At 70.6% G+C, this 26525-nt stretch carries 28 protein-coding genes; 15 read left to right on the forward strand and 13 right to left on the reverse strand.

The window, feature by feature from the left end:
* Positions 1 to 27: 27 nt before the first annotated feature.
* The gene (locus QNO26_RS04435) at positions 28 to 1437 is read right to left on the reverse strand and encodes an aminotransferase-like domain-containing protein (protein WP_257525793.1); all 1410 of its coding nucleotides are present in this window, start codon (positions 1435 to 1437) and stop codon (positions 28 to 30) included.
* On the opposite strand from QNO26_RS04435, the gene QNO26_RS04440 reads away from it, so the two are divergent.
* Entirely contained in the window at positions 1436 to 2446 is a 1011-nt protein-coding gene (locus tag QNO26_RS04440; RefSeq protein ID WP_257525792.1) for a DMT family transporter, read from the forward strand. The genes QNO26_RS04435 and QNO26_RS04440 overlap by 2 nt on opposite strands.
* Here QNO26_RS04440 and QNO26_RS04445 read toward each other — a convergent pair.
* A complete protein-coding gene (locus tag QNO26_RS04445) occupies positions 2373 to 3134 on the reverse strand; it encodes an alpha/beta fold hydrolase (RefSeq protein WP_257525791.1) in 762 nt (253 codons plus the stop codon). The genes QNO26_RS04440 and QNO26_RS04445 overlap by 74 nt on opposite strands.
* 387 nt (positions 3135 to 3521) lie before the next feature.
* On the opposite strand from QNO26_RS04445, the gene QNO26_RS04450 reads away from it, so the two are divergent.
* Together QNO26_RS04450 and QNO26_RS04455 are read left to right on the forward strand one after the other, a co-directional pair.
* Positions 3522 to 5432 carry a helix-turn-helix transcriptional regulator gene (locus QNO26_RS04450; protein WP_257525790.1) on the forward strand — a complete coding sequence of 637 codons (1911 nt, stop codon included), beginning with the start codon at positions 3522 to 3524 and terminating at the stop codon, positions 5430 to 5432.
* A 135-nt stretch (positions 5433 to 5567) separates the two neighbouring features.
* A complete protein-coding gene (locus QNO26_RS04455; protein ID WP_257525789.1) occupies positions 5568 to 5798 on the forward strand; it encodes a LacI family DNA-binding transcriptional regulator in 231 nt (76 codons plus the stop codon).
* Between the two features lie 152 nt (positions 5799 to 5950).
* Here the strand turns inward: QNO26_RS04455 and QNO26_RS04460 are convergent, their stop codons facing one another.
* The 3 genes from QNO26_RS04460 to QNO26_RS04470 all read right to left on the reverse strand — a co-directional run bounded on the left by QNO26_RS04460 (position 5951) and on the right by QNO26_RS04470 (position 8527).
* Entirely contained in the window at positions 5951 to 6463 is a 513-nt protein-coding gene (locus QNO26_RS04460; RefSeq protein ID WP_257525786.1) for a hypothetical protein, read from the reverse strand.
* An 80-nt stretch (positions 6464 to 6543) separates the two neighbouring features.
* Entirely contained in the window at positions 6544 to 7905 is a 1362-nt protein-coding gene (gene nhaA / locus QNO26_RS04465) for a Na+/H+ antiporter NhaA (protein WP_257525785.1), read from the reverse strand.
* A 97-nt stretch (positions 7906 to 8002) separates the two neighbouring features.
* Positions 8003 to 8527, reverse strand: coding sequence for a TetR/AcrR family transcriptional regulator (locus QNO26_RS04470; protein WP_257525784.1), 525 nt, complete (start codon positions 8525 to 8527; stop codon positions 8003 to 8005).
* 80 nt (positions 8528 to 8607) lie between these two features.
* Here QNO26_RS04470 and QNO26_RS04475 point away from each other — a divergent pair, with 80 nt between their 5' ends.
* Positions 8608 to 9324 (forward strand): MBL fold metallo-hydrolase, encoded by a 717-nt coding sequence (locus QNO26_RS04475; RefSeq protein WP_257525783.1) that lies wholly within the window; start codon positions 8608 to 8610, stop codon positions 9322 to 9324.
* Between the two features lie 346 nt (positions 9325 to 9670).
* Here QNO26_RS04475 and QNO26_RS04480 read toward each other — a convergent pair whose 3' ends face one another.
* Positions 9671 to 10672, reverse strand: a complete 1002-nt coding sequence (locus QNO26_RS04480; protein WP_257525782.1) for an SDR family oxidoreductase — start codon at positions 10670 to 10672, stop codon at positions 9671 to 9673.
* A gap of 243 nt (positions 10673 to 10915) precedes the next feature.
* Between QNO26_RS04480 and QNO26_RS04485 the strand changes: the two genes are divergently transcribed.
* The 3 genes from QNO26_RS04485 to QNO26_RS04495 are packed head-to-tail and all read left to right on the forward strand — an operon-like array spanning position 10916 to position 12374.
* The gene (locus tag QNO26_RS04485; RefSeq protein WP_257525781.1) at positions 10916 to 11086 is read left to right on the forward strand and encodes a hypothetical protein; all 171 of its coding nucleotides are present in this window, start codon (positions 10916 to 10918) and stop codon (positions 11084 to 11086) included.
* A complete protein-coding gene (locus tag QNO26_RS04490; protein WP_257525780.1) occupies positions 11047 to 11580 on the forward strand; it encodes an FAD-binding protein in 534 nt (177 codons plus the stop codon). Before QNO26_RS04485 ends, QNO26_RS04490 begins: the two co-directional genes overlap by 40 nt.
* A complete protein-coding gene (locus QNO26_RS04495; protein ID WP_257525779.1) occupies positions 11577 to 12374 on the forward strand; it encodes an NAD(P)/FAD-dependent oxidoreductase in 798 nt (265 codons plus the stop codon). Before QNO26_RS04490 ends, QNO26_RS04495 begins: the two co-directional genes overlap by 4 nt.
* Positions 12375 to 12433: 59 nt before the next feature.
* On the opposite strand, the gene QNO26_RS04500 is transcribed toward QNO26_RS04495, so the two are convergent.
* Positions 12434 to 13369, reverse strand: a complete 936-nt coding sequence (locus tag QNO26_RS04500; RefSeq protein WP_257525778.1) for a zinc-binding dehydrogenase — start codon at positions 13367 to 13369, stop codon at positions 12434 to 12436.
* 87 nt (positions 13370 to 13456) lie between these two features.
* On the opposite strand from QNO26_RS04500, the gene QNO26_RS04505 reads away from it, so the two are divergent.
* Both QNO26_RS04505 and QNO26_RS04510 read left to right on the forward strand, forming a co-directional pair.
* Positions 13457 to 14404, forward strand: a complete 948-nt coding sequence (locus QNO26_RS04505) for a LacI family DNA-binding transcriptional regulator (protein ID WP_257525777.1) — start codon at positions 13457 to 13459, stop codon at positions 14402 to 14404.
* 35 nt (positions 14405 to 14439) lie between these two features.
* Positions 14440 to 15390 (forward strand): DMT family transporter, encoded by a 951-nt coding sequence (locus QNO26_RS04510; protein ID WP_257525775.1) that lies wholly within the window; start codon positions 14440 to 14442, stop codon positions 15388 to 15390.
* A 3-nt stretch (positions 15391 to 15393) separates the two neighbouring features.
* Here the strand turns inward: QNO26_RS04510 and QNO26_RS04515 are convergent, their stop codons facing one another.
* Both QNO26_RS04515 and msrB read right to left on the reverse strand, forming a co-directional pair.
* Entirely contained in the window at positions 15394 to 15930 is a 537-nt protein-coding gene (locus QNO26_RS04515; RefSeq protein ID WP_257525840.1) for a nitroreductase family protein, read from the reverse strand.
* 14 nt (positions 15931 to 15944) lie between these two features.
* Positions 15945 to 16352 (reverse strand): peptide-methionine (R)-S-oxide reductase MsrB, encoded by a 408-nt coding sequence (msrB, locus tag QNO26_RS04520; RefSeq protein ID WP_257525774.1) that lies wholly within the window; start codon positions 16350 to 16352, stop codon positions 15945 to 15947.
* 68 nt (positions 16353 to 16420) lie between these two features.
* On the opposite strand from msrB, the gene QNO26_RS04525 reads away from it, so the two are divergent.
* The 5 genes from QNO26_RS04525 to groL all read left to right on the forward strand — a co-directional run bounded on the left by QNO26_RS04525 (position 16421) and on the right by groL (position 20433).
* Positions 16421 to 17431, forward strand: coding sequence for a DUF2332 domain-containing protein (locus QNO26_RS04525; protein ID WP_257525773.1), 1011 nt, complete (start codon positions 16421 to 16423; stop codon positions 17429 to 17431).
* Between the two features lie 9 nt (positions 17432 to 17440).
* Positions 17441 to 17701, forward strand: a complete 261-nt coding sequence (locus QNO26_RS04530; protein ID WP_257525772.1) for a DUF3263 domain-containing protein — start codon at positions 17441 to 17443, stop codon at positions 17699 to 17701.
* Between the two features lie 9 nt (positions 17702 to 17710).
* A complete protein-coding gene (locus QNO26_RS04535; protein WP_257525771.1) occupies positions 17711 to 18283 on the forward strand; it encodes a LytR C-terminal domain-containing protein in 573 nt (190 codons plus the stop codon).
* A gap of 146 nt (positions 18284 to 18429) precedes the next feature.
* Complete coding sequence (locus QNO26_RS04540) at positions 18430 to 18630, forward strand: cold-shock protein (protein WP_257525770.1); 201 nt, start codon at positions 18430 to 18432, stop codon at positions 18628 to 18630.
* Positions 18631 to 18813: 183 nt separating this feature from the next.
* Complete coding sequence (groL, locus tag QNO26_RS04545) at positions 18814 to 20433, forward strand: chaperonin GroEL (RefSeq protein WP_257525769.1); 1620 nt, start codon at positions 18814 to 18816, stop codon at positions 20431 to 20433.
* 67 nt (positions 20434 to 20500) lie between these two features.
* Here the strand turns inward: groL and QNO26_RS04550 are convergent, their stop codons facing one another.
* From QNO26_RS04550 to QNO26_RS04565, 4 genes are all read right to left on the reverse strand, one after another.
* Positions 20501 to 20788 (reverse strand): WXG100 family type VII secretion target, encoded by a 288-nt coding sequence (locus QNO26_RS04550; protein WP_257525768.1) that lies wholly within the window; start codon positions 20786 to 20788, stop codon positions 20501 to 20503.
* Positions 20789 to 20915: 127 nt separating this feature from the next.
* Positions 20916 to 22691 carry a sensor histidine kinase gene (locus QNO26_RS04555; protein WP_257525767.1) on the reverse strand — a complete coding sequence of 592 codons (1776 nt, stop codon included), beginning with the start codon at positions 22689 to 22691 and terminating at the stop codon, positions 20916 to 20918.
* 4 nt (positions 22692 to 22695) lie between these two features.
* Positions 22696 to 23388 (reverse strand): response regulator transcription factor, encoded by a 693-nt coding sequence (locus tag QNO26_RS04560; protein ID WP_257525766.1) that lies wholly within the window; start codon positions 23386 to 23388, stop codon positions 22696 to 22698.
* Positions 23389 to 23834: 446 nt separating this feature from the next.
* Positions 23835 to 24980, reverse strand: coding sequence for an ROK family transcriptional regulator (locus QNO26_RS04565; RefSeq protein ID WP_257525765.1), 1146 nt, complete (start codon positions 24978 to 24980; stop codon positions 23835 to 23837).
* A gap of 103 nt (positions 24981 to 25083) precedes the next feature.
* On the opposite strand from QNO26_RS04565, the gene QNO26_RS04570 reads away from it, so the two are divergent.
* Positions 25084 to 26475: an ABC transporter substrate-binding protein gene (locus QNO26_RS04570; protein WP_257525764.1), complete on the forward strand. Its 1392-nt coding sequence runs from the start codon at positions 25084 to 25086 to the stop codon at positions 26473 to 26475.
* Positions 26476 to 26525 lie beyond the last annotated feature (50 nt).

Consider the following 26525-nt stretch of genomic DNA (forward strand, 5'->3'; position numbering starts at 1 on the left):
TCTGTCGCCGCGCACCTACGCGCCTGGCTATCGTTGTGCAGCGAGGGAATCGTCGAGCAGGATCGCCGCCTGCTCGAACCCGGCCGGATCGGGTCCCGCGAAGTTGAGTCGCAGGTACCGTCCGGCGGGTTCGGCGGGGAACCACTCATCACCGCCCGCGATCGCGAGCCCTCTCGCTTCGGCGTCTTGCACGAGTCGATCGAGGTCGACGGTGTCGGGCAAGCGAACCCAGAGGTTGAGTCCTCCTGGCGGCACGGATGCGATGGTCGCGTCGGAGACTCGTGAGGTGAGCGCGTCGACGAGGAGGTCTCGACGATGGCGCAGCTGCTTTCGCAGGGCGCGTCGGTGCGTCTGCCAGCCTGGCTGGGAGACGACATCCAATGCGGCGGCCTGAAGGAGGCCGCTGACGTACATCGACTGCGCCTGCAACTCGGAGAGGAGCCGCGTGCGGATCGGGCCGCGGGCGATCACCGCAGCGACGCGGATCGCCGGCGAGATGCTCTTGGTCAGGGAACGCAGGTAGACGACGTGCCCGCTGTCATCTCGAGCGGCCAACGGGACCGCGTCCGTGGTGATCCCGAAATCGTGCGCCCAGTCGTCCTCGATGAGGAACGCACGATGAGACCGCACGATCTTCAGGACCGTGTCGCCCGTCAATCGGCTCCACTGTGCGCCAGTCGGATTCGCGTAGTTCGGCTGCGCGTAGAAACCCCGCGCCCCGGTCTCGCTGAACGCCCTGTCCAGCGCATCCAGGTCGGGCCCGTCTGTGCCCGTCGGGATGGGAATGAGTGTGACGCCGACCTGCCGAGCGGCGAGGATCGCGCCCCAATACGTGGGGGACTCGATGAGCATTGTGTTGCGGGAACCCGCGATGCTGCGGAAAAGCGCCCCGAGGCCGAGCTGGCTGCCGGGAAGCACGATCACGTCCTGCGCACTCGGCGGCGTGATCTGCGCCGGCGTCTGCGCGGCCAACTCCGACGCGAACCACACGCGCAATCCTGTCGATCCGGCTGAGTCACTCCGTTGCAACGCTGCATCGCTTCTGGTGGCGCGGGTCACCGCGGCGCGCACCAGACGCTCGGGGAGGAGTTCTCGATCGGGATACCCCGAGTGCAGGGCAATCGCGTCAGGACGTGTTGCGCGCAGCGCCGCAGACGTTGTCGGCAGCGCCTGCCCGGCAGCCCCCAGCGAGCCGGTCTGCCAGGAGTAGTCCTGCGGTCGCGCTCTGCGTGCCGCAGCGACGAAGGTGCCGACCCCGGGTCGTGTCTCGATGAGGCCGCGAGCGGTCAGCGATCTCAAGGCCGACTGCACCGTGACAGGACTCGCTGCGTGTCGCGCAGCGAGTTCCCGCGTCGACGGCAACCGAGCACCGGGTGGCGCGGAAGCCAACCACGCTGCGAGGTCAGCCGCGATGCGCGCACTGCTACTGTCATTCATGAACGCACATAGTAGCGCTACTGAATTGATGGCTCGCCCGCTACCGGTTCCCCGAAACGGAATCGCCTGGGGCTTCGCCGGCGTCGTGGCTTTCTCCCTCACCGTCCCGATGACTCGTCTCGCTGTCGAGTCGGGCCACATGTCCGCCCTTTTCGTCGGCAGCGCGCGCGGTGTCGTCGCGGCATCCATCGCGGCCATCGCCCTGATGATCACTCGGTCGCTCCGCCCACGCGGACGTCAGTGGGTCAGCGTCGGCATCGTGGCGATGGGAGCTGTGCTCGGCTTCCCGTTGTTGACCTCGCTGGCCCTGACGCAGACGCAAGCGAGCCACGGAGCCGTCGTCATCGCATTGCTGCCCGCGACGACCGCGGTGGTCTCGGTGCTCCGCACCGGAGAGCGCCCAACCGCGATGTTCTGGGTGGCTGCAGGCGCCGGTGCCGTCGCGGCTGTGACCTTCGCGGCCGTTCATGCCGGCGGCCTCGGTCAGATGGGTCCCGCTGACGGCCTGCTCTTCGCGGCCGTCATCGTCTGTGCCATCGCGTACGCCGAGGGGGGTGTGCTCTCGCGCGAACTCGGCGCGTGGCAGACGATCTCTTGGGCACTCGTCGTCGCTGCACCTGTGATGGCGGTCTTGACGGTGGTGGCGGTGGTCTCTCATGCACCGACGGGAACCCCGGTCGAGTGGCTCGGGTTCGTGTACCTCTGCGTCGTCAGCATGTTCCTCGGATTCGTCGCCTGGTACCGCGGACTCGCGATCGGCCCGCTCGCCCAGGTCAGCCAGGTTCAGCTGGCCCAGCCTGTGATGAGCATCGGGTGGGCGGCGCTCCTCCTCCACGAACACCTCACCGCGCCGACGCTGATCGGCGGAGCTGTCGTCATCGCCTGCGCACTCGTCGCCGTTCGCACTCGACGCCGGGTCCGACAGTCAGCCCGCGTCAACTCGCGGTTGCCAGCGCATGTTCGGCTGCGACGTGGACGACCCGCGAGACGACGTCGGCCTGGGTCATGAAGACGGCGTGGCTGGCGGAGACGTAGGTGATCTCTGCGCCCGCCCGCTCCGCCATGTGCCTCAGCATCGCCTGGTCGAACGACTGGTCTTCGGTGGCGATGACCGCCCACGCCGGCTTGTCGTGCCACGCAGCGTGCGCCACGGGTGTCGCGAAGGCCGACATGTTGATCGGCACCTGTGAGTCACGCAGGAACGCGGCATCCTCATCGCTGGCGTCCGCCGCGAACCCGATCTTGAAGGTGTCGTGGTTGAGGAAACCGAACCCGTCGTCCCCCACGTCGATGGTGAAGTTCGGGGTGGGCGCGAAGCCCTCGTACTGTCCCGCAGTGTTCTCGCCGCTGTCCGGGGCCAGCGCCGAAACATACACCAAGCCCGCGACCGCGGGGTGGTTGCCAGCCTCGGTGATCACGGTGCCACCCCAGGAGTGGCCGACGAGAATGGTCGGACCATCCTGCATATCGAGCACCCTCAGGGTGGCAGCGATATCGTCCTGCAACGAGGTGAGCGGGTTCTGCACGATCGTGACGCGGTGCCCCTCCGCTGTGAGCTTCTCGTAGACCTTCCGCCAGCCGGAACCGTCCGCGAATGCGCCGTGCACCAGCACCACGTTCTTGATGGACTTCTCCGAAGCCGGGGGCGTCGCATGTGGGGTGGCCCGTCCGACGTTCTCGAGCGTGTGCTCGCTCATGGCATCTCCTGTCGATGATCCGCGTACGGGCACGGTTGCGCCCGTACGTCGATGTTCCGCCGCCGACGGCGCGCGGGTAAGCGTCGACCGACTGGCTCAGGTCGTCGGCGGGTCGTGGCAGGTCACGCGAGTCGCGAGCGGACACGGAGCTGGCGGCGTTGATAGCGCCATAAAGGGTGCAGGTCAGAGTCTGTTTCCATACAATGAACCATGGTGACCCGACCACCGCCTGCAACGGATGCACCTGGTCCCTCCGCGCTCGTCCTTCGCCACATCGAGGAGGTTTTCGGTCCGAGGGGGGCGCCTCAAGCGGTGGTTGCGCGACTATCGCGCCAAGATCGTTGGCCGGAAGCGCTTCCCCGACTCAGCGATCTGGCAGCAGACGGAATGGATGCCGTCGCCGACTTCCGAGCGCTTTCCTCCGAGCTTCGCGGTCATCTTCTTGCGCTGGCTCTCCACGGGGAGGCGGGCGTCGTGCCGCTGGACCTCGCCGCAGCCTCGGCCACCGGGTTCGTCGACGTGGAGCGCGGAGGGCTCATAACCTGGAAATCCGACGTGCACCGCGTAGCCGTCCTCGCCGGCGGTGACCAGGACGATCATCGACTTTCCGGTCACCTCTGCTTCTCCGGGCCCTCCGCCCTGCATGGCGGCGCGCTCCACCTGCTGCTCGCCGGAGAGCCGGTCGAGAGCGCCGACCTCGTCGTTGCCGCCGGGTTCTTCGAGCGAGCGGATCGACCGTCATGGGCGATGTTCTGCCTGGTCAGCGCTGCCTTCGCAGCGGCCACCCCCGCGGCCGCTGCATCCTGCGCGGCGGCTGCAGCGAACCTCGCCGCGTTCGAGGGCGACTTCTCCGAGGCGGAGCGCGTGGTGAAGCACTTCACCCCCAGCGACAGCGGGGTGCTCCTCCGCGAAAGCGCGCCGGCCAGAGCGCTGAGACAAGCGGTCTGCGACAGCAACACCGTCGCCGCGCGGGCCACGGTGCTGGCCCGCCTGCAAGAGCCCGGGCTCACAGCGGACGCAGCCGGACAAGCCCTCGCCGTCTACGCGCTGGCCAGCATCATCGACGGCGAGCCGACCGCCTGGGAAGGGTTCGTCCGCGCGTTCTCCGAGGCGCCTGGCCCCGCGCACCCGGCGATCGCGGCCATCGTGCACACGATCGGCGCACCGGACACGGCATTCGAGCCGCACCTGGATCCGCCTGTGGCCGACGGGCGGGGATGGTCGCAGCTGGTCGGGTGCATCTCCTCGCTCCTTGACGCATTCCGCGATATGCGCCTGGGATTCTCTTCCCTTCCCGCCCTGGGGACGCGTGCGGCGAACCGGCTCGTCCGGGCAGTCGCTGCGACGTGGGGTTCGGTGATGCTCGCACACGACCACCACTGGGCCGTGCTCGAGTCGGAAGTGGAGATCGCTTTGGACACGACGCGAATCGTGCCCGCACCGCTGATGCGGCTCAACGCCGAGACGCTAGCGGCATTGTTCGAGGCCTTCCGCGGAGAACGCGCTGCGGCGCGCGAGCGCCTGGATCGTATCCGCTCCGAGCCGGTGCTGCGTCGCGCATATCGGCTTCGGCTGGTGCTGGACTCGGTCAACGTCATGATCGAGGGGCCGCAGGGGAACTATGAGCACGCCCTGGCTTTGCTGTCCACCCGGGAACCAGACATCCTCGATCTCATCGTCGGCCCGTGCGGCCCTGTGGAGCTTTTCGACTTCGTCGACTACGCGCTCTTGCTCCACCAATACGAGGAGGCGGTCGCCCGTGTCGAGTGGGCCCGGGGGAGCTTGCGCCCACATCAATCGGAGCGGGCGGCCTTCGTGCTGGCGGCCTGCGACGCCGCGATCGCTGCGCGCACCACGTTGACACCCGCGGAAGACCTCCTCGCCCGCGCCCAGACGCTTCCGTATGTGTACGAATCTGCTCGGCTGCGCCTCGTCTACGCCGAAAGGCTGAGGAAGCGGAACCGAATCGCCGACGCTCGCCGCCAGCTGCTTCGTGTCGAGGTGGAATTCAAGGCGGTGCAGTCCGGCGCCTGGATGGGCCGGGTGCAGAGTGAACTCCGCGCATGTCGGCGCGGAGCGGCGATGGGCATCGCCGACCTCACCGAGCAGGAATGGCGAATCGCGGAGCTCGCCGCAGGCGGGCTGTCCAACAAGGAGATCGGTCTCCGACTGCATCTTTCCCCGCGCACGATCGGCGGCCACCTCTACAGGGTCTTCCCGAAACTCGGGGTCACCAGCCGGGCTCAGCTGCGCGACGCCCTGGCCATCGCCCAGCGCGACAAAGTCTCGGGAGCGTAGTGCGGCGTCGCCCGGCCGAACCGCAGCCGTGATGACGCCGATCACAGCCTGCGGGGATTCTTCGCGTGCGGAATGTCGATGCCCCTGCTCATGATTCGACGTACAAGGGGTACGCCACGTCTTGGAGGTCAATCGATGAGCGGCGAAAGAGCACCCACGATCGAGGATGTCGCGACGGCAGCCCACGTGTCGCGATCGACCGTTTCGCGTGTGATCAATCACGATCCGCGCGTGAGCTTCGCGGTGTGGGAGGCGGTGACCCGCGCCATCCAGGAGCTCGCCTACATTCCCGACCCGTCGGCCCAGGCGCTTGCGCGCAGGCGGGGCGCGGCGCCGGGTGCGGAGCCGGACGCGGGTCCCGTGTGACCCGCCGATGACTCCCGGTGCGGCGCCATGCCGGGGAAGCGGGGGCGATGGAAGGTGGCCGGTGCGGGCATCCGGGCCTGCGTCGAGGTGGTCATGGCACGCCCTGGCTGCGGGCGTCGTGGCGGCGCCACGCTCGGCATCCTCTCCGACGACTACAGGTACTCGGTGCGCGCCGCGTAGGCGATCGAGCGTTCCCGGATGTCGGCCCAGTCGAGCACGACGACCCCGTGCAGTCCGGCGGGGTCATCGCAGCGGTCGAGGAGGCGCTCGGTCAGGCCCGGCACGTCGGTGCAGTCGCTCACGTCGAGGAACGTGACTTCGACGTCCCGCCCTCTGTCCCGTTCGAGGTCGGAGTGCAGGCGTGCCCCGAGCGCGGATGCGATGCGGTCGAATCGACCCGCATGGCGCGGCGCGAGCATCACGGCGAAGATGAGATGCCGCACCGAGGGCTGTCGGGCCGCTGCCGTGAGGGAGAGCGCCGCCAATGTGCGGAGACGCTCGGGTCCGGACCGTCGCGTATCGTCGCGTAGATCCGCGAACGCGAGCACGGCACGGGGCGCTGAGAGGGCGGCGGCGCCGGACGAGCGCCGGGCGGTGTCGAGCGCTGTCATGCCGCGGGCGAGCGGCGTCTCGGTGTCTCCGAGGAGCAGGGTGTGGTGGCTCATGGGTGCGCCTTCTATCAAAGAAACGGTCGAGGACCGTTGCCGACCAGACTTCCCGGCTCACCCTGCGTTGCTCGGAGACCTTACTCCCTTTCGGCGTCCGGGGTCGGAGGCGCGTCCTGGTACACGTCGGGGATGCCGTCGCCGTCGGCGTCGACTTGCTCTGCGGCCGCGATCTGACGATAGCGGCGGTTACGGACCAGCAGGATGGCGGCGGCGATCAGCGATGCCAGGACCGACGCGATCATGATGGCGATCTTCGCGTCGTCGCCCGCCGTGGAGCCGACGGGAAAGCTGAGCTCTGCGATCAGGAGGGAGACCGTGAACCCGATGCCGGCGAGGAGGGCGACGCCGAGCATGTCCACCCAGCGCAGGGCCGGGTCGAGTCGCACCCGCGTCACGAGGGTGAGCAGCCGCACGGAGAGCAGGATGCCGATGGGCTTGCCGAGCACCAGGCCCGCCACGATGCCGATCGCGACGGGGTCCGTGGCGGCGCGGACGATCCCCTCGGTGCCGCCGACGGCGACACCGGCGGCGAAGAACGCGAACACGGGGACCGCGAAGCCCGCGGACAGCGGCCGGAAGCGATGCTCGAACTCGCCCGCGAGATCCTGGGGCTGACCCTGGATAGGCAGGGTGCGCGCCGCCTTGACCGGGACGGTGAAGGCGAGCGCGACGCCGGCGATGGTGGCGTGCACGCCGGATGCGTGGAGGAACGCCCAGGCGGCGAAGCCGATCGGGAGGAGCACCGCCCAGGCCGCGAAGGGGCGACCGAGGAACAGGGTGCGGTAGCGCTGCGCGATCACGCCGTAGACGGCGATGATGGCGACCGCGATGAGCAGCGGAACGACCTGGATCTGCTCGGTGTAGAAGACGGCGATGATGCCGATGGCGATCAGGTCGTCGACGACGGCGAGGGTGAGGAGGAAGATGCGCAGCGGGCTCGGCAGGTGCGAGCCGACCAGCGCCAGCACGGCGACGGCGAAAGCGATATCGGTCGCCGTGGGAATGGCCCAGCCTTGCGCCAGGCCCTCCTGCCCCCGCGTGATCAGCACGTAGATCAGCGCGGGGACGGCCACTCCGCCCAGCGCCGCCGTGACCGGGACGATCGCCGTGCGGAACCGGCGCAGGTCTCCGCTGACGATCTCCCGCTTCAGCTCCAGGCCGACGAGGAAGAAGAAGATGGCGAGCAGTCCGTCGGCGGCCCACGCGCCCAGGCTCAGCTCGAGGTGCCACGGCTCGTATCCGATGCGGAAGTCACGCAGTGCGAAGTACACGTCGGCAGCGGGCGAGTTGGCCCAGACGATCGCGACGACGGCCGCCACCACGAGGAGCGCGCCGCCGACGGCTTCTTTCCGCAGGATGGCGGAGACGCGCTGTGCTTCCGCGTAGCCGGGCCAGCGGGGTGCACGCAGCGTCGAGGGGGTCTTGGCGGGTGCGGCCACGGGGGAGTCCTCCGGAAGGGTCGACGATGGTGTGTGTCGACCAGGCTTCCCGACTCCCCGCATCCATCCTACCGGCAGTGCGGTGGGACGGTGCAGGTCACGCGCGCAGCGCGGCGTCCAGCCGGTCCAGCCCATAGTCGAAGGCGGCGTCGATGTCGCCGCCGAGCCGGAAGGCTCCGGCGAGCTCCATGCTGACGAAGCCGGTGGCCCACGCCGTCAGCAGCCGCGCGGCGTCGAGCGCCCGCTCGTCGCCGACGGCCGCGTGCGCCGCCCGCAGCACAGGCTCGCTGGCCCGCTCGAGCGAGAGCTGATCCGGCGACGACGCGTACATGAGGCGGAACGCCTCGGGGCGCGCGTGCCCGAAGGCGCGATACGCGCGCGCCAAGCCGGCGAGCGTGCCATCGGATGCCGCGAGGTGCGAGCCCAGGTCCGCCACGGTCGCCTCGACGACGAGGCGCATCAGCGCGTCGCGGTCCCGCACCCGCTTGTAGAGCGACGGCGCCCGCACGCCCACCCGCTCGGCGACCGCCTGCATGCTGACCCGGGCCGTGCCGCCCTCTTCCAACAGGTCGCGCGCGGCCGCGACGATGGCGGGGAGGGTCGTACGTTCAGGAGCGGGCATGCGGCGTCCTCCGGCGATGGCTACGGGTCTAAGTTATGATGGCTACGAAGAATAGCCTACCTCTCAAAGAAGGAGTCCTCGTGCGACTCGCCCCCAACCTCCACCGCATCGGCAACGACATCGTCGCCGCCTACCTGATCACCGCGCCGGACGGGATCACGCTCGTCGACGCGGGGCTGCCCGGGCACTGGAACGACCTGCGCGCCGAGCTCGCCGCCCTCGGCCGTCCGATGTCGGACATCAAGGGCATCGTGCTCACGCATGGTGACAGCGACCACATCGGTTTCGCCGAGCGCTTGCGCCGTGAGCTCGGCATCCCCGTCTACGTGCACGCCGACGACGCCGATCGCGCCCGCGGCGGTGACAAGCCGAAGACGCCGATGGGGCCGCTGCGGCTCGGGGCGCTGGCCGGGTTCTTCGCCTACGCGCTGCGGAAGAACGGCATGCGCACCCGCTATCTCACCGAGGTCGTCCCGGTGTCCGACGGCGCTGTCCTCGACCTGCCGGGCTCACCGCGCGTCATCGGGATGCCAGGGCACTCGCCGGGAAGCATCGTCGTGCACGTCCCCGAGGTCGGTGCGGTGTTCGTCGGCGACGCGCTGACGACGAGGCACGTGCTCACCGGCCGGACCGGCGCTCAGCCGGCGCCCTTCACAGACGAGCCCGAGCGCGCGCTGGCATCGCTCGACCGGCTCGCCGCGCTGGATGCCGACTGGGTGCTGCCCGGCCACGGCACCCCGTGGCGTGGCTCGCCGGCCGACATCGTCGCCCAGGTGCGGCAAGCCGCGGCACGCTGACGCTGCGCCGTTCGCGCAGCTCCGGTGTCGCGAAAGGCGGGTTGCAGTGGCGGGCATCGACCATTCGTGACACTCGAGCGGCGCGGGCGGCGGCAGCGCGGGCGAGCGGCGCGCCGCTCCGGTGTCGCGAAAGGCGTGTTCCCGCCGCGCGCATCCACGATTCGTGACACTCGAGCGGCGCGGGTGCGGCAGCGCGCATCTCCGGTGTCGCGAACGGCGGGTTGCAGTGGCGGGCATCCACCATTCGTGACACTCGAGCGGCGCGGGCGAGCGGCGCCGGCGAGCGGCCCCGGCGCGGGGGCGGGTCCGGCGCGGCGCCGGCCCGGCGCGGGGCCACGCCCGGCCCTCAGTCGGCCGTGGCGACGCCGTCGGCGTGGGCGACGAGCGCGTCGAAGGCGGCATCCAGCTTCTCGTCGACACGCTGACGGTCGGGGTGCGCGTCGTAGAACGCGAGGATGCGGCGTGCTCCCTCGTCGAACGTCACGGTCGTGCGGAAGTCGGGGGCGAGTCGGGTGACCTTGGCATTGTCGAAGACCATCGAGTGCGCCTTGTCTCCGACGAGGGACGGCCCGACGTCGGGGAGGGCGGCGGCGATCGTGTCGCTGGCGACGTGCACGAAGCGCGGGTCGGTGACGCCGGCGGCATCCGCCAGCCAGCCGTAGATCTGGTTCCAGGTCGGGGCGTGGGTGCCGGTGATGGTGAAGGCGTCGCCCACGGCGGCCGGGTTGCCGAGCAGCCCGGTGAAGGCGACGGCGAAGTCGTCGGAGTGGGTGATCGTCCACAGGCTCGTGCCGTCGCCGTGGATGACGACCGGCTTGCCGGCGCGCAGGCGCGCGATGTCGGTCCAGCCGCCCGTCGTCGGGATCATGGTCTCGTCGTAGGTGTGCGACGGGCGCACGATCGTCACCGGCAGCGCCCGCTCGCGATGGGCCGCGACCAGCAGGTCCTCGCAGGCGATCTTGTCGCGGGAGTACTGCCAGAACGGGTTGCGCAGCGGCGTCGACTCCGTCACCGGCAGGTAGCGCGGGGGCTTCTCGTAAGCGGATGCCGAGCTGATGTAGATGTACTGCCGGGTGCGGCCCTCGGCGGCGGCGAGCACCGTTTCGACGTGCTCGGGGACGAAGGAGAGGAAGTCGGCGACGACGTCGACGCCGTCGCCGACCGCAGCGCGGATGTCGTCGGCGTTGCGCACATCGCCGGTGACGTGCTGCACCTGCTCGGGCAGGTCGCGATCGCGGTTGCCGCGGTTGAACACGGTGACGTGGTGACCGGCCGCGACGGCCGCCCGCACGCACGCGGTGCTGATGGTGCCGGTGCCGCCGAGAAAGAGGACGCGCAGAGAAGTCATGCCCCGACGATAGTCACGCGCGAGGGGTAGCCGGGTCACCGGCGCATGATCGCGGCGCACGTTCTTGATCCGGCACCCCAACGGTGGTTGTCTGCTGGCACGACCCGAGCGGAGGTCTGGTGAGCGGACATTCCACCATCCCTGTGAGTTCTGAGGAGCGGCGCACGCGTTCCCCGCGCCCTCGCACGGACTCCATCGCAGACAAGGTGCGCGCCATGCGTCGAGACCGGGGAGCTCGAGATCGTGCGCGACGCGCTGGCGTGGGTCGACGAGGCGGTGATCACCGTCGTCGGGCCGCGCTCCTTCGCGGGTGAACTGGGCCTGCTCAACGGCCAGCGCGCGTTCCTCTCGGCGCGCGCCACCGGCCCGGCCGCATGCGCCGGCTGTCGCGCGGCAATCTGCGCCGGCTGCTGACCGAGGACGACGACCTGGGCGACGTGATCCTGCACGCCCTGTGGGCGCGGCGGGAATCGCTGCGGCGGGGGCCCGCGGCCATGACGCTGAAGTTCGTCGGCACCGAGAGCTCGGCGGACTTCCTGGCGCTGCGGCGGTTCGCCGAACGGCTGGATCTCGTGCACGCCGCCGTCGCCCTGCCGCCGGGGGAGGCGGTCACCCATCCCGCGCACACCTACTCCGCCGACGACCTGCCGATCGCGTTCATCCAGGGCGAGCCGCTCGTGCGGGCGACGCCCGGCCTCGTCGCCGACCAGCTCGGCCTCAGCTACGAGCCCACGCAGGAGGGCGACGCCGACGTGGTGGTGATCGGGGGAGGGCCGGCAGGCCTCGCCGCCGCGATCTACGCCGCCTCCGAGGGGCTCAGCACCGTGCTGCTGGAATCCGTCGCCCCGGCGGGCAGGCCGCGTCCACCGCCCGCATCGAGAACTTCCTGGGGTTCCCGTTCTGTGTGAGCGGCGGCGACCTCATCGGACAGGCATCGTTGCAGGCGATCAAGTTCGGCGTCCGCGTGTGCGCGCCCTGCGAGGCGGTCGGGCTCACCCCCACCGCGACCGGTGTGCGGGTGGAGCTGGCCGACGGCCGCGCGATCGACGGGCGGGCGGCCATCGTGACCTCCGGCGCGGCGTACCGGCGGCTGCACCTGGACCGGTGGGAGGACTTCGAGCGCAGCGCCATCCACTACGCGGCCACGCCGCTCGAGCTCAAACAGGTCGCCGGGTCGCCGGTGGTCGTGGTGGGTGGCGCGAACTCGGCGGGACAGGCGGCGCTGTATCTGGCATCCAGCGGGTCGCCGGTGCACCTCGTGGTGCGGGGCGACGACCTCGGCGCGCGGATGTCGTCGTACCTCGTCGAGCGCATCGCCGAGGACCCCCGCATCCAGGTGCACACCCGCTCGCACCTGGTCGGGCTCGAGGGGGAGGAATCGCTGGAGGCCGTGCAGATCGACACCGTCGGCGACGTCGTCGCGCGCGGGGTCTTCTGCTTCATCGGAGCCGACCCGGCCACGGCGTGGCTGCCGCGCATCGCCCGCGACGAGGCGGGGTTCATCCGCACGGGGACGGACGTCACGTCGCCGGCGCGCCGGATCTGGGGCCCGCTCGGGCGGGAGCCGCTGCCGTTCGAGACATCGATTCCACGGGTCTTCGCCGCCGGCGACGTGCGCCGCGGGTCGATGAAGCGGGTCGCCGCTGCCGTGGGAGAGGGCTCCAGCGCCGTCGCGTCCGTGCACCGCGTGCTCGCCGGGTGAAGGAAGGGCGCCGGATGAGGGGAGTGCGGCGAGGGCTCACGCCCCCGCCGCACCCGCTATCAGTCCCCGAAGCGGGCGACGAGGCGCCCGGTGACCTGGTTGTTCTTGAGCCGCTCGAGGCCCGCGCCGATCTCGTCGAACGCGATCTCGCTGTAGACCGGCTCGATCTCCTTCGACAGCAGGAGCGCGAAGACCTCCTCGATGTCGGTCACGCTGCCGCCCAGCGACCCGAGCAGGTTCTTGCCGAGGATCGCGTTGGTGGGCACGGTGAAGGTCGGCTTGCCCAGCCCCACCTGCACGGCCGTGCCGCCACGGCGCACGGCTGCGAGTGCCTTGGCGGTGGTGTCGAACCCGGCGTAGTCCACGACGAGGTCGAAGCCCTGTCGCGCCCACTCGTCGGCATCCTTCACGACGGCGGTGACACCGGCGGCCAGCGCGAGCGGCCACACGTCTTCCTTCACCTCGGCGACGTGCACTTCGGCGCCGGCGAGCACCGCGGCGCGCGTGCCGATCTGCCCGAGTCCGCCGTAGCCGATGACGCCCACCTTCATGCCGGCCTTCGCCCCGCCGGTCTTCATCATCGCGTGATACGAGGTCATGCCGGCGTCGGTGGCGAGTGCGGCGAGCGACAGGTCGAGGCCTTCGGGCACGCGAGCGAGGTCGGCGGCGGTCGCGACGAGCTGGTCGGCGAAGCCCCCGTGGGCGAACATGCCCAGCGGCGGACGCACACCGGACGAGCACACGCCGACGACGTCGCCGACGCTCCAGCCGGTGACGCCTTCGCCGATGGCGCTGATGACGCCGGCGTTCTCATGGCCCTGCGTCATCGGCAGGAACGGCATGACGGCCTCGCCCATCTCCATGTACATGATGTCGCTGTGGCACAGCCCCGCCGCCTTGACGTCGATGACGACTTCGCCGGGTCCTGCCGTCGCCTCGGGAACCTCGTTGAGCGCGATCGGCTTGCGGCCGCCCTCGTACTGCCATGCCTTCATCTGATGCTCCTTCTGTCTTGGCGGCGCGCCGGAGGCGCACCCGATTTCAGGCTAGGCACTTAATCGGTTAAGTGATAACTTCTGCGCATGCGGGATGAGCGCCGGCCGACCATCCGTGACGTCGCGCGCGAGGCGGGCGTCTCCACGGCGACGGTGAGCTACGTGCTCAACGAGACGCCGGGCCAGACCATCCGCGAGACCACCCGCGAGCGGGTGCGCGAGGCCGCGACGACGCTCGGATACCTGCCGCACGCCGTGGCGCGCACCCTGCGGGAGGGGACGGCGCGGGTCGTCATCTTCAACACCGGCCCCGTCGTCATCGGGGAGAGCCTCAACGGATTCATCCGGGGGATGGCCGATGAGCTCCGCTCGCTCGGTCATGCGCTCATCGTCACCACCCCGACCGAGTCGGCCGGGGGTGCCGTGCCGCGCGAGGTGCTCGACGCGGTCGCTCCCCGGGCGGTCCTCGATCTCGCCTCGCTCATGTCGGACAGCATCGAGGACGACCGCGTCTCGGGTGAGCGGGGTGGCGCCCATGTGGGGTTCGCCTTCCAGTCCAGCCAGCAGCTGCGCTATCTGGCCGACCGTGGGCACCGCCGCATCGCCTTCGCCTCGCTCACTCCGGCCACCGAACTCACCCGCGTGCGCGAGGCGCAGGCGAGGCGCGCGGCCCGCACCCTGGGCCTCGACCTGTCGGTCGTGCGCCTCGACGTCGACGACGACCACGACGCGTGGTGTCGCGAGGTCGACCGGCTCGCCCGGCATACGGCGGTGACGGCGGTCGCCGCCTACGACGACGACGTCGCGATCGCGGTGCTCGCCGCGATGGCCGCGACCGGTCTGCAGGCGCCGACAGACCTCGCGGTCATCGGATTCGACGAGGGAAAGCTCGCGCGGCTGTGGCGGCCCGCCCTGACCACCTTCCGCATCGACGCGGAGAGTTACGGCAGGCGCGCGGCGCGCGTCGCGCTGGGGCTGGATCCCGGGCAGTGGCACCACAACCCGTCGCGGGTCGTCGTGCGGGAGACGGCGTGACGAGCCGGCATCCCCCCGCCAGTAGACTGCCGCGAGTGCCCACTGAGTCCCGTCGCCTGCCCGTCTGGGTGGCGTTGGGCGGCGCCGCACTCATCGGTGTGATGACGGCGGTGCAGGCGCGGGTGAACGGCCAGCTGGGCGTGCGGCTGCAAGACGGACTCGTCGCCGCCTTCATCTCCTTCGGCTCCGGCCTGCTGATCCTCACCGTCGCGTCGCTGGCGCTTCCGGCCGGCCGCCGCGGATTCGGCCGACTGGCATCCGGCGTGCGCGAGCGGCGCATCCCCTTCTGGATGCTGTGCGGCGGTGCGGCCGGCGCCCTGACGGTCGCGACACAGGGCCTCGCCGTCGGACTGATCGGCGTGGCCCTGTTCACCGTCGGCATCGTCGCGGGCCAGACCGTCTGCGGTCTCGTGCTCGACCGCCTCGGCTACGGGCCTTCCGGAGTCGTCGCCGTCACCACCGGGCGGGTGCTCGGCGGCGTGCTCGCGCTGGCTGCGGTCGCGATCGCGCTCACGGGCGGTCGGGTCGACGCCCCGATGTGGATGCTGCTGCTGCCGTTCGCCGCCGGCGTCGGCATCGCGTGGCAGCAGGCCACCAACGGGCGGCTGCGCCAGCGCGTCGGGACTCCCTTGACCGCCACGCTCGTGAACTTCATCGGCGGATCGCTGTGCCTGCTCGTCGCCGCCGGCGTGGGCGTCGCCGTGACCGGTCCGCCCGCGGCGCTGCCGACCGAGCTCTGGCTCTATGTCGGCGGAGCGCTCGGAGTCGTCTACATCTTCCTGTCGGCCGCGCTGGTGGTCCACACCGGCGTGCTGCTGCTGGGCCTCGCCTCGGTGGCCGGGCAGCTGGCGGCATCCGTCGCGCTCGACCTCGTGTGGCCGGCTCCGGCGGGCCCGAGCGTCGGCACGGCACTGACCATGGCGACCGTCGCCCTCGCGTCGGTCGTGGTCGCGGCGGTGCCGTGGCGCCGACGCCGCGCCCGCTGAAGGCTACGAGAGCGGCTTCTTCGGAGCCGGCATCCTGCTCACGAACCGCTCGGCGTCGATGACCTTCTCGCGGGCGTCGCGGGAGCGTTCGGGCCTGCCACCGACGTAGAGCCAGCCGAGAAGCCGCTCGTGCTTCTTCAGCCCGTGCGCCTTCGCCACGGCCTTGGCGCGGGTGTAGTGACCGGTGCGCCAGATGACGCCCCACCCGGCCTCGTCCAGCAGCAGGCTCAGCGCATGGGCGACACCGGATGCCACCGCCTCCTGCTCCCAGTACGGCACCTTCTCGCTCTTGCGCGGGCTGGCGACCACCGCGATCAGCAGCGGTGCACGCAGCGGCTTCGACGACGCACCCTTCTCGCCCTCGGCCTTGTTGATGGCGCGGCCGAGGGTGAGGCGATCGTCGCCGCGCAGCTCGATGAGCCGCCACGGCTTCAGCTCGGAATGGTCGGCCACCCGCCCCGCCGCCGCCACCAGCTCGAGCAGCTGCTCGTGCGTGGGGGCGTCGTCGGTCACCTTCGACAGCGAGCGGCGCCGCCGCATCGCGTCGAGGGCGCTCACTCGGGCTGTTCCGGCGTGAACTGCAGGGCGACGGAGTTCATGCAGTAGCGGTCGCCGGTGGGCGTGCCGAATCCGTCGGGGAACACGTGCCCCAGGTGCGAGCCGCAGTTCGCGCAGCGCACCTCGGTGCGCACCATGCCGTGGCTGGTGTCGTCGATCAGCTGCACCGCTTCGGGGCGCACCGACTCGTAGAAGCTCGGCCACCCGCAGTGCGAGTCGAACTTGGTCCCGCTCTGGAACAGCTCCGCGCCGCACGCGGCACACGCGTACAGGCCGGCCCGGCTCTCATCCAGCAGTTCGCCGGTCCACGGGCGCTCGGTGGCCGCCTGGCGCAGCACCGCGTACTGCTCGGCTCCCAGCTCCTGGCGCCACTCGTCTTCGCTCTTGTTCACCGCGTAAGTCATGTCTCTCCTTCGTCACTCCATTCAACCCGACGGCAGGGCAGCGTGTTCCGTCTGCGCACAATGAGAGGGTGACGATTCCCGAGGATGCCGCCGGAGCGGTGCGCGAACGCTACGCCCGCTTCGCCCGCGACGAGGCGCCCGGCCGCTCCGAGCTCTACCGCGCCTGGGCGCAGGGCGTGGCCACGGACGGATCCGTGCAGCAGCTGCTCGCGCGCATCCCTCCCGAGCGGCGCCAGCCGCCCCTCGTCTTCGCCGTCACCCGGCTGCTCGGCGCGCCCGAGACCGATTACCCCTCGTGGGCGTCGTGGCTGGCCCAGCACGCCGATGCCGTCGTGACCGAATGCGGTCGGCGCAGCGTGCAGACCAATGAGCCGCTGCGCTGTGCGGCGCTTCTGCCGGCCCTCGCGCTCGTGCCCGGCCCGATCGCGCTGCTCGAGGTCGGCGCCAGCGCCGGACTGTGCCTCTACCCCGACCGCTACTCGTACCGGTACCGCCGCCCCGACGGCGAGGTCATCGCGCTCGATCCGCCCGACGGTCCGTCTGCGGTCACCCTCGAGAGCGACCTGCGGGGCGAGGCCGTGCCGCCGCTGCGTCTGCCCGAGGTGGTGTGGCGGGCGGGTATCGACCTCGCGCCACTGGACCCCGCCCTGCCCGACACCGAGGCGTGGCTCACCGGTCTGGTGTGGCCGGGGGAGACCGGGCGGGCCGAGCGCGTGCGCCAGGCCCTGCGCATCGCGGCATCCGACCCGCCCCTGCTCGTCGCCGGCGACGGGGCCGCGCTCATCGCCGAGGTGGCGCGGCAGGCGCCGGCGGATGCCACGCTCGTCGTCACCACGCCCGGCGTGCTCGCCTTCGTGCCGTGGGCCGGGCGGCGGGCGATGATCGACGCCGCGCGTGCCGCCGGCCGCTGGATCACCCTCGACGCCCCGACCCTGCACGACGGGTGGACGCAGCCGGTCGACCCGCAGACCTGGCCAGGCGGCTTCGCCCTCGCCCTCGACGGCGAGGTGCTCGCCGCCGTCGATCCGCTCGGCTCGTACGTGGAGTGGCGCGCAGAGGATGCCGCCCGGCCGCGTTAGCGTGGAAGGGTGCCGCTGACCCCCCGCGATCGCGCGATCCTCGACTTCGAATCGGGCTGGTCGCGTCACGGTCCGCGCAAGGAAGAGGCGATCCACGCCCACCTGGGATTGTCGCCGGCGCGGTACTACCAGCTGCTGGGCCGGCTGATCGACACCCCCGAAGCGCTGGAGTACGACCCGATGATGGTGTCGCGGCTGCGGCGCATCCGGGACGCGCGGGAGCAGGCCCGCCGAGCCCGCGTCGCGATGAGCCCGCGCGTGGCCAGGTAGCATTTCACAGTGCCGAGAACGACCTACCCGAAGGATCGCTTCGATCAGCTGCCCCCTGGCAGCGGTCGTGTGGGCGCGCACCGCGCGGAGAATCCGCGCATGCGAGGCTGGGTCGTGCTGCTGTGGGCCGCCGTCGCAACAGTCGTGCTGGTCGCCGTCGGCATCTTCGGCACGCTGGTGCTCACGGGCCGCGTGAGCCTCGATCCCGAGGTCGCGCCGACGGCCGTCCCGGCGCCCGTGGTGACCCCGGAGCTCGACACCGAGTACAACGTGCTCGTGCTCAACGCCACGCCCGAAGCCGGACTGGCCACGCGCGCCCGCGACCAGATCGTCGCTGCCGGCTGGTCGCCGGATCTCGTGCTGGCCGGCGATGCCGGGTCGCGGGACTTCGCCACCACCACGGTGTACTACCCCTTCGCCACCGATGAGGCCGCGGCCCTCGCCCTCGCCGAGGTCATCGGCGGCGCCGAGGTCGTGCAGAGCGACGTGTATCAGCCGGTCGACGACCCTGAATCGCGGCAGCTGGCGGTCGTGCTCGGCGTGGACCGCATCGGGTCCGGCATGGACACGCCTGCTCCCTGAGCCGCACCGAGCGCCACCTCCGGCGTGCTGTGTTTCGCCGATGTGAAGACTTCGGGGCGCCCGCGTCAACAGTGCCCGCTGCGGCCGTGACGCGAGGCGGCCGCTGGCTACGCTGGCGTCGTCACATCCAGCAACAGGAGATTCACATGGCCCAGGGCACCGTCAAATGGTTCAACGCTGAGAAGGGCTTCGGGTTCATCACCGTCGCCGACGGCCAGGACGTCTTCGTTCACTACTCGAGCATCGAGATGAGCGGCTTCCGCGTGCTCGAAGAGGGCCAGCAGGTCGAGTTCACCCTCGGCACCGGCGCGAAGGGCCCGCAGGCGGAGGCTGTTCGGCCGCTCTGAGGCGTCCGCGGATGCCGGCGCCTCGCGTGGCCGCGGCATCCGACCCTCTCGACGTGTGTCGACGTGTGTCCCGACGCGCCCGGCGTGGCTTGCACTCCCCAGGGGCGAGTGCCAGAATGGCTTAGCACTCACTCCTGTTGAGTGCTAAAGACATTCCGACGTCCGGGAGGGACGAACACACACATGGCAAAGATCATCGCTTTCGACGAAGAGGCCCGTCGTGGTCTCGAGCGCGGCCTGAACATCCTCGCCGACGCCGTCAAGGTGACGCTCGGCCCGCGCGGTCGCAACGTCGTGCTCGAAAAGAAGTGGGGCGCCCCCACGATCACGAACGACGGCGTCTCGATCGCCAAGGAGATCGAGCTCGACGACCCGTTCGAGAAGATCGGTGCGGAGCTGGTGAAGGAGGTCGCCAAGAAGACCGACGACGTCGCCGGTGACGGCACCACCACCGCCACTGTCCTCGCCCAGGCGCTCGTCCGCGAGGGCCTGCGCAACGTCGCAGCCGGCGCCGACCCGATCTCGCTCAAGCGCGGCATCGAGAAGGCCGTCGAGGCCATCACCGCCGAGCTGCTGTCGTCGGCCAAGGAGGTCGAGTCGAAGGAGCAGATCGCTGCCACCGCGTCGATCTCGGCCGCTGACGCCTCCATCGGCGAGCTCATCGCCGAGGCGATCGACAAGGTCGGCAAGGAGGGTGTGGTCACCGTCGAGGAGTCCAACACCTTCGGCACCGAGCTCGAGCTCACCGAGGGCATGCGCTTCGACAAGGGCTACATCAACCCCTACTTCGTCACGGACCCGGAGCGCCAGGAGGCTGTCTTCGAGGACCCGTACATCCTCATCGCGAACCAGAAGATCTCGAACATCAAGGACCTTCTGCCCATCGTCGACAAGGTGATCCAGGAGGGCAAGGAGCTCCTCATCATCGCCGAGGACGTCGAGGGCGAGGCTCTCGCGACGCTGGTGCTCAACAAGATCCGCGGCATCTTCAAGTCGGTCGCCGTCAAGGCCCCCGGCTTCGGCGACCGTCGCAAGGCGCAGCTGCAGGACATCGCGATCCTCACCGGCGGCCAGGTCATCACCGAAGAGGTCGGCCTCAAGCTCGAGAACGCCACGGTCGACCTGCTCGGCCGCGCGCGCAAGGTCATCATCACCAAGGACGAGACGACCATCGTCGAAGGTGCGGGCGACTCGGCTCAGATCGAGGGTCGCGTGACCCAGATCCGCCGCGAGATCGAGAACACCGACAGCGACTACGACCGCGAGAAGCTCCAGGAGCGTCTCGCCAAGCTCGCCGGCGGCGTGGCCGTCATCAAGGCGGGTGCGGCCACCGAGGTCGAGCTGAAGGAGCGCAAGCACCGCATCGAGGACGCCGTTCGCAACGCGAAGGCCGCCGTCGAAGAGGGTGTCGTCGCCGGTGGCGGCGTCGCGCTCATCCAGGCCGGCAAGAAGGCGCTCGACGCCCTCGAGCTGACCGGTGACGAGGCGACCGGTGCGAACATCGTTCGCGTCGCGATCCAGGCGCCGCTGAAGCAGATCGCCCTCAACGCGGGCATGGAGCCCGGCGTCGTCGCCAACAAGGTCGCCGAGCTGCCGCTCGGCCACGGCCTCAACGCCGCGACCGGCGAGTACGGTGACCTGTTCGCACAGGGCATCATCGACCCGGCCAAGGTGACGCGCTCGGCTCTGCAGAACGCGGCATCCATCGCCGGTCTGTTCCTCACGACCGAGGCCGTCGTCGCCGACAAGCCCGAGAAGGCCGCGGCTCCGGCCGGCGACCCGACGGGTGGCATGGACTTCTGATCTGATCAGAACCCGATGAACGAAGGGCCCCTCCCCACGGAGGGGCCCTTCGCCGTTCCGGCGGGGGTCACCGGAACAGTCCGGCCGTCGTCGCCTCGGTCTGCGCGTACTGCTGCCCGGCGGTGCCGAGTGCCGCGCTGATGTCGGCGAGCGAGGCCTCCACCTCCCGCTGTGTCGCCCGCCACCGGTCGATGACCGACTGGAAGCCGAGCGCCGCGGTGCCGGTCCACGAGGACTGCAGCGCGGTGAGCTGCGCGAGCATGGCGGAGGTCTCGCCGGCCAAGCGGTCGGCGGTGCCGCGGACGGCGGCGGTGGCGGACAGGACGGCGTCGCTGTCGACGGAGAAGACGGCCATGGTGTGCTCCCTTCGAGCGTTTCCGCCACGGTAGGGCGCGGCGGCAGGGCCGTGGATGCCGCATCAGCCCGATCGGGGAGGGATCGGCCCTCTTCGTGCCTGGGGAGAAGTCGCAGCGACCCGGGGGTCAGCCGTCGGACGTGCTCAGGGCCGGTGACGTCGCCTCGGACGGAGCCGTGTCTGAGGGGCCGCCGGTGCCGACGAGGGGGAAGGCGACGGTGAAGGTCGCTCCGCCGCCGGGGGTGTCGGTGACCTTGATCGACCCGTGCAGGGTCTCCACGATCGCCGCCACGATCGACAGCCCCAGGCCGGAGCCGCCGGTCTCGCGGGTGCGCGAGGTGTCTGCGCGCCAGAACCGCTGGAAGATCTTGTCGCGGATCTGCGGCGGAACGCCCTCGCCGTGGTCGCTGACGGCGATCCAGCCTGTGCCGGCGGCGGCGTCCACACCCACGCTGATCTCGATGGGGGAGTCCTCGGGGCTGTACCGGCGCGCGTTGCCCAGCAGGTTCGTCACCACCTGGCGGATGCGGTCCTCATCGCCGGTCACGATCGGGGCCGCGGGCGGGCGGGCGGGCGGCTGCGCCGCCGGGGGCGGAGTCGGGCGCGGCCGCGCCGGTTCGGCCGGCGGCTGCTGCTTCGGGCGGCGTCGAAACCGCGACAGCGTCGCGCCGGCCAGGCCGATCGCCGTCGTGGGGCTGGGGCGCTTGCGGGCGGGTTCGCTCGGCGGGTGCTCTGGGGCGTCGGCCTCGGGCGCGGGTGCGGGCTGCGGGAGCGGCACGGGTGCGCTGATGGTGGTGGTGTCTCGCACGATGACGGTGCGCAGCGGCGCGGCCGCGCGGGCGTCGAGCGCGGCATCACGGGCGATCGGGCGCAGATCCACCGGGGCGAGGGTGATCCCGCGGCGCTCGTCGAGGCGCGCCAGGGCGAGCAGATCCTCCACCAGCACGCCCATGCGGATCGCCTCCTTCTCGATGCGCTCCATCGACTGGTCGATCTGCTCCTCGCCGGAGATGGCGCCCATGCGGTACAGCTCGGCGTACCCGCGCACGGTCACCAGAGGGGTGCGCAGCTCATGGCTGGCATCTCCGATGAAGCGGCGCATCTGCCGCACCGTGGCATCCCGCTCGGACAGCGCCGCGTCGATGCGGCCGAGCATCGCGTTGATCGCCGCCTTGAGCCTGCCGACCTCGGTGGTCGCCGGCTCGATGTCGGTCATGCGCAGGCTGAAGTCGCCCGCGGCGATGGCATCGGCGGTCGCCTCCACCTGCCCGAGGCTGCGGAAGGTGAGGGTGACGATCCAGCGCACCAGGAACGCGCTCGCGATGACGGTGATGATGGCCAGGAAGCTGTAGATGCCGAGGAACGCGGCGAGGAACCGTTCGTTCGGCGCCGTGGGGAGGGCCACCAGCTGCGTGTAGAAGACGCCCGACGGGGTGTCCTCGACTCCGACCGCCGCCCGGTAGCCGGCCCCGCCGTCGCGGGCATTGAGGTCGAAGACGGTGGACGTGCCGAAGATCGTCGCCTGGGCGAGGGTGAACGTCTGGGGGAACTCCGGCTCGGGAGCGGAGTTGCCGCCGCCGCTGGTGAGGAAGCGCCCGTCGGGCCCGTACACGGCCACGAAGTACGCCGTGGCATCCGATCGCACCTCGAAGTCGTCACCGGACTCGGTGACCCAGCCGGTGAAGACGCTGCTGACGGCATCCGTCTCGGCCAACTGCTGCACCTGGGCGTCGAGGTTCATGGCCAAGGTGTTGCGCAGGAAGGCGAGGGTGCCGACGCCCGCGGAGACGAGACCGATCGCGAGCACGGCGACGGTGACGCCGGTGACCTTGGCGCGCAGGCTGACGCCGCGCCACCACGAGGTCAGCGCGTCGTTCTTGCCCGCGTGGGCGGCTAGAGCCACCGGTTCACGCGGACTTGCCGGCCTTCAGCATGTAGCCGAAACCGCGCTTGGTCTGGATGAGGGGCTCGGAGGAGTGCGGGTCGATCTTGCGCCGCAGATACGAGATGTAGCTCTCGACGATGCCGGCATCCCCGTTGAAGTCGTACTCCCACACGTGATCGAGGATCTGCGCCTTGCTGAGCACCCGGTTCGGGTTGAGCATGAGGTAGCGCAGCAGCTTGAACTCGGTGGGGGAGAGATCGATCGACACGTCGCCGACGAGCACGTCGTGGGTGTCCTGGTCCATCGTCAGCTCTCCCGCGCGGATGATCGAGTCTTCGTCGGCCTGCATCGTGCGGCGCAGGATCGCCTGGATGCGCGCGACGATCTCGTCGAGGCTGAAGGGCTTGGTGACGTAGTCGTCGCCGCCGGCGTTGAGGCCCGTGATCTTGTCCTCGGTCTCGTCCTTGGCGGTGAGGAAGAGGATCGGGGCGGTGTAGCCCGCGCCGCGGAGGCGCTTGGTGACGCTGAAGCCGTTCATGTCCGGCAGCATCACGTCGAGGACGATCAGGTCGGGCTCCTCCTCGAGGACGGCGGAGATCGTCTGCGCGCCGTTGGACACGGCACGCACCTGGAAACCTGCGAAGCGCAGGCTCGTGATGAGCAGGTCGCGGATGTTCGGCTCATCGTCGACGACAAGGATGCGAGGCGCGGTCATGGCCCCATTATGGCCACGGAACCCATGCGCTGTCTGGACATCGGTCGGAGCGGCTGTCATGCGGTATAGGGGCCGGGCGCGTCCGGAGCAAGCGGATGCCGTCATCGCGCCGGCCCGGAGCCGCGCGGGCGCCGCGCGGGGGCCGCGCGGGGGGCGTCGTCGCACGCCTGCCGGATGCCGGGCCGCAGACCGTCGACCGAGATGCGGAGATCTGCCGGAATGCGGATGCCTGCGGCTCAGGGGTCCGCATCCGGGCGGATCCCCTCGTTTCGGCGACGGTGGTGGTCGGTGACTGGAGGCCGCGCGACGCCGTCGGCGGGTTCGCACCCAGCGCGGGGTGTCGGAATTCCGGCTGAGGGGCGGAACCGGCCACGCCGGCCGGTACCCGTGCTGAGGCCGAATTCCGAGAGGTATCTCGCGGCCGGACGGCCGGACGGCCGGGCGGCCTACGCCCCCAGCGCGGCGTTCACGGCGCTGGCGGAGTACTCCCTCTCGACCACGAGGGTCGCGAGTCCCACCATCGCCGCGCGCTCGCCGAGGGTGGATTGGCTGATGGCCAGGTGCCGGGTCGCACGGGGGAGCGACCGAGGGTAGAGGGTCTCCCGCACGCCGGCCAGCAGCGGCGCCGACGCGAGCATCCCGCCCAGCACGACCTCGGCCGGGTTCAGCAGGGTGACCACCGTCGCGACCACCTCGCCGATCACCCGGCCGGCAGCCTGGGTGAGTCGCGCGGCGTCGGGATCGCCGGCGGCGAGGTACGCGCCGACATCCGAGCCCGAGGTCGCCGACTTACCGAGTGCGCTGAGCTTGCGGGCGACGGCGCGACCGGATGCCACGGCTGCGAGGCAGCCGTGCGATCCGCACTGGCACACGTCATCGTCGTGGCCGGCAAGCTTCACATGCCCGATGTCGCCCGCCCCGCCGTCGGCGCCGCGATACACCCGGCCGTCGAGGATGATGCCGGTGCCGATACCGGACGAGACCTTGATGAAGCACAGCGAGCGGGAATCGGGGTGAGCGCTGCGCTGCTCGCCGAGGCCCGCGGCATCCGCGTCGTTCGCGACGAGCACCGGCGCGCCCAGTGCGTCACTCAGGTGCTCGCTGACCGGGTAGGCATCCCATCCCGGCATGATGGGGGGTTGGCTGGGTCGTCCGCTGTCGGGATCGACCGGTCCCGGGATGCAGATGCCCACACCACCGAGGGGCGGTGCGGCCGGGTTCGCGGCGAGGCTGCGTCGGGCGCTGTCGACGATGGCGTTGAGTGTGCGATCGGGGCCGTCGACGACGGCGACCTCCACGCGTTCCTCGGCGGCCACGCGACCGGCGAGATCGGTGAGGGCGACGGTGGTGTGGGTCGTGTCGACCGTCGCGATCATGAGCGACGCGCGCGACGTGTTGAACTCCAGTCGTCGCGAGGGGCGGCCGCCGGTGACGCGGTCGGTGCCGTTCTCGATGACGAGGTCGGCGTCCCGCAGAGCGTCGATGCGCGCCGACACCGTCATCCGCGACAGCCCTGTCACGTCGAGGATCTCACCGCGGGTGACGGCGCGGCCGCTGCGCACCAACTCGAGGATGTCACCGGGTCCCGGCATCGCGCCTCCTACTTATGCTTGACAGCTAGACATTACACCCCTAGCTTCTAGGCATTACGGCGCCCTGGCGCCACCGGCAGCATTGAGCGCAAGGAGGCGCGCGATGAAGAATCGTGCCACAGCAGTCACGATTTCGGCGGCCTGCGCCGTGCTCATCCTCAGTGGGTGCACCACGGGCGGTGATGACGGCGGCGGGGGTGACGACGGCACGCTGACGTTCTGGGTGCAGGAGGATCTGCCCGACCGGGTCGCCGCCACCCAGGAGATCGTCGACGCGTTCACGGCGGACAGCGGCACCGAGGTGGAAGTGGTGTCGGTCGGCGAAGACCAGTTCAGCCAGCTCATCACCTCTGCGGCGGCGGCGGGCGACCTGCCCGATGTCATCGGCGGCATCTCGCTGCCGCAGGTGCGGACGCTCTCGGCCAACGAGCTGATCGACACCGACGCCGTCGCGGCCGTCATCGACGCCCTCGACCCGTCGACCTTCTCCGAGAAGGCCCTCGAGTTGACGTCCGACGGCGACACGGCGCTCGCCGTGCCGAGCGAGTCCTGGACGCAGATGCTCTACTACCGCACCGACCTCTTCGATGCGGCGGGACTCGACGCGCCCGATTCCTACGACGCGATCCTGGAGGCGGCGGCGGCTCTGGACAGCGACGAGATGGCGGGCTTCGTCGGCGCGACGGCCCCCGGCGACGCGTTCACAGAACAGACGTTCGAGCACATCGCACTCGGCAACGGATGCGAGCTCGTCGATGACGAGGGCGAGACCCGGCTCGACTCGGATGCCTGCGTGGCGGCGTTGGACTTCTACGGCGATCTGGTCACGAACTACTCGGTGCCGGGTGCGCAGGACGTCGACACCACTCGCGCGACCTACTTCGCCGGAGATGCCGCCATGTTCATCTGGTCGAGCTTCGTGCTGGACGAACTCGCCGGGCTGCGTGAGGATGCCAAGCCGTCGTGCCCGGAGTGCGTCGACGATCCGTCGTTCCTCGCCGCCAACACCGGCGTCGTCACGGCGATCACCGGCCCCGATGCCGATTCCCCCGCGCAGTTCGGAGAGATCACGTCGTGGACCGTCACCGAGGGTGCGGACACCGAAGGGGCGCAGGCGTTCATCGAGTACATGATGAGCGACGGCTACGAACCGTGGATCGCGATCGCGCCGGAGGGAAAGGTGCCGGTGCGCACCGGGACGTCCGACGAGACGATGCTGTACGCAGAGCTCTGGGGCACGCTGCCGGCGGGGGTCGACACGAAGGCGCCGCTGTCTGATTTCTACGCGCCGGAGGTGCTCGAAGCCGTGGCCGCCGGTCCGGAGGACCTCGCGCGCTGGGGCATCACTCAAGGTCAGGGCACGCTGTTGGGCGCCCTGCAGGGCGAACTGCCCGTCGCCGAGGCTGTCAGCCAGGTAGCGCAGGGCGACGACCCCGCCGCAGTCGCAGCGAACGCCGCAGAGGCGGTGCGCGCCGTCGCGGAGTCGATCCGATGACGCAGGTGGCCGGGGGGCCGGGGCTCACCGGCGCGGCCCCCCGCCCACCG

Origin of the sequence: Microbacterium sp. zg-Y1090, assembly GCF_030246945.1 — a bacterium.
Taxonomy (GTDB): Bacteria; Actinomycetota; Actinomycetes; order Actinomycetales; family Microbacteriaceae; genus Microbacterium; species Microbacterium wangruii.

Bases quoted from the DNA above. Each gene is read 5' to 3' on its own strand.
- QNO26_RS04435 (WP_257525793.1), bottom strand. From the start codon at position 1,437: ATGAATGACAGTAGCAGTGCGCGCATCGCGGCTGACCTCGCAGCGTGG.
- QNO26_RS04445 (WP_257525791.1), bottom strand. From the start codon at position 3,134: ATGAGCGAGCACACGCTCGAGAACGTCGGACGGGCCACCCCACATGCG.
- groL (WP_257525769.1), top strand. From the start codon at position 18,814: ATGGCAAAGATCATCGCTTTCGACGAAGAGGCCCGTCGTGGTCTCGAG.
- QNO26_RS04570 (WP_257525764.1), top strand. From the start codon at position 25,084: ATGAAGAATCGTGCCACAGCAGTCACGATTTCGGCGGCCTGCGCCGTG.
- QNO26_RS04550 (WP_257525768.1), bottom strand. From the start codon at position 20,788: ATGGCCGTCTTCTCCGTCGACAGCGACGCCGTCCTGTCCGCCACCGCC.
- QNO26_RS04455 (WP_257525789.1), top strand. From the start codon at position 5,568: ATGAGCGGCGAAAGAGCACCCACGATCGAGGATGTCGCGACGGCAGCC.
- QNO26_RS04440 (WP_257525792.1), top strand. From the start codon at position 1,436: ATGAACGCACATAGTAGCGCTACTGAATTGATGGCTCGCCCGCTACCG.
- msrB (WP_257525774.1), bottom strand. From the start codon at position 16,352: ATGACTTACGCGGTGAACAAGAGCGAAGACGAGTGGCGCCAGGAGCTG.
- QNO26_RS04565 (WP_257525765.1), bottom strand. From the start codon at position 24,980: ATGCCGGGACCCGGTGACATCCTCGAGTTGGTGCGCAGCGGCCGCGCC.
- QNO26_RS04560 (WP_257525766.1), bottom strand. From the start codon at position 23,388: ATGACCGCGCCTCGCATCCTTGTCGTCGACGATGAGCCGAACATCCGC.
- QNO26_RS04480 (WP_257525782.1), bottom strand. From the start codon at position 10,672: ATGACTTCTCTGCGCGTCCTCTTTCTCGGCGGCACCGGCACCATCAGC.
- QNO26_RS04450 (WP_257525790.1), top strand. From the start codon at position 3,522: ATGGATGCCGTCGCCGACTTCCGAGCGCTTTCCTCCGAGCTTCGCGGT.
- QNO26_RS04500 (WP_257525778.1), bottom strand. From the start codon at position 13,369: ATGAAGGCATGGCAGTACGAGGGCGGCCGCAAGCCGATCGCGCTCAAC.
- QNO26_RS04505 (WP_257525777.1), top strand. From the start codon at position 13,457: ATGCGGGATGAGCGCCGGCCGACCATCCGTGACGTCGCGCGCGAGGCG.
- QNO26_RS04515 (WP_257525840.1), bottom strand. From the start codon at position 15,930: ATGCGGCGGCGCCGCTCGCTGTCGAAGGTGACCGACGACGCCCCCACG.
- QNO26_RS04490 (WP_257525780.1), top strand. From the start codon at position 11,047: ATGCGCCGGCTGTCGCGCGGCAATCTGCGCCGGCTGCTGACCGAGGAC.
- QNO26_RS04460 (WP_257525786.1), bottom strand. From the start codon at position 6,463: ATGAGCCACCACACCCTGCTCCTCGGAGACACCGAGACGCCGCTCGCC.
- QNO26_RS04540 (WP_257525770.1), top strand. From the start codon at position 18,430: ATGGCCCAGGGCACCGTCAAATGGTTCAACGCTGAGAAGGGCTTCGGG.
- QNO26_RS04470 (WP_257525784.1), bottom strand. From the start codon at position 8,527: ATGCCCGCTCCTGAACGTACGACCCTCCCCGCCATCGTCGCGGCCGCG.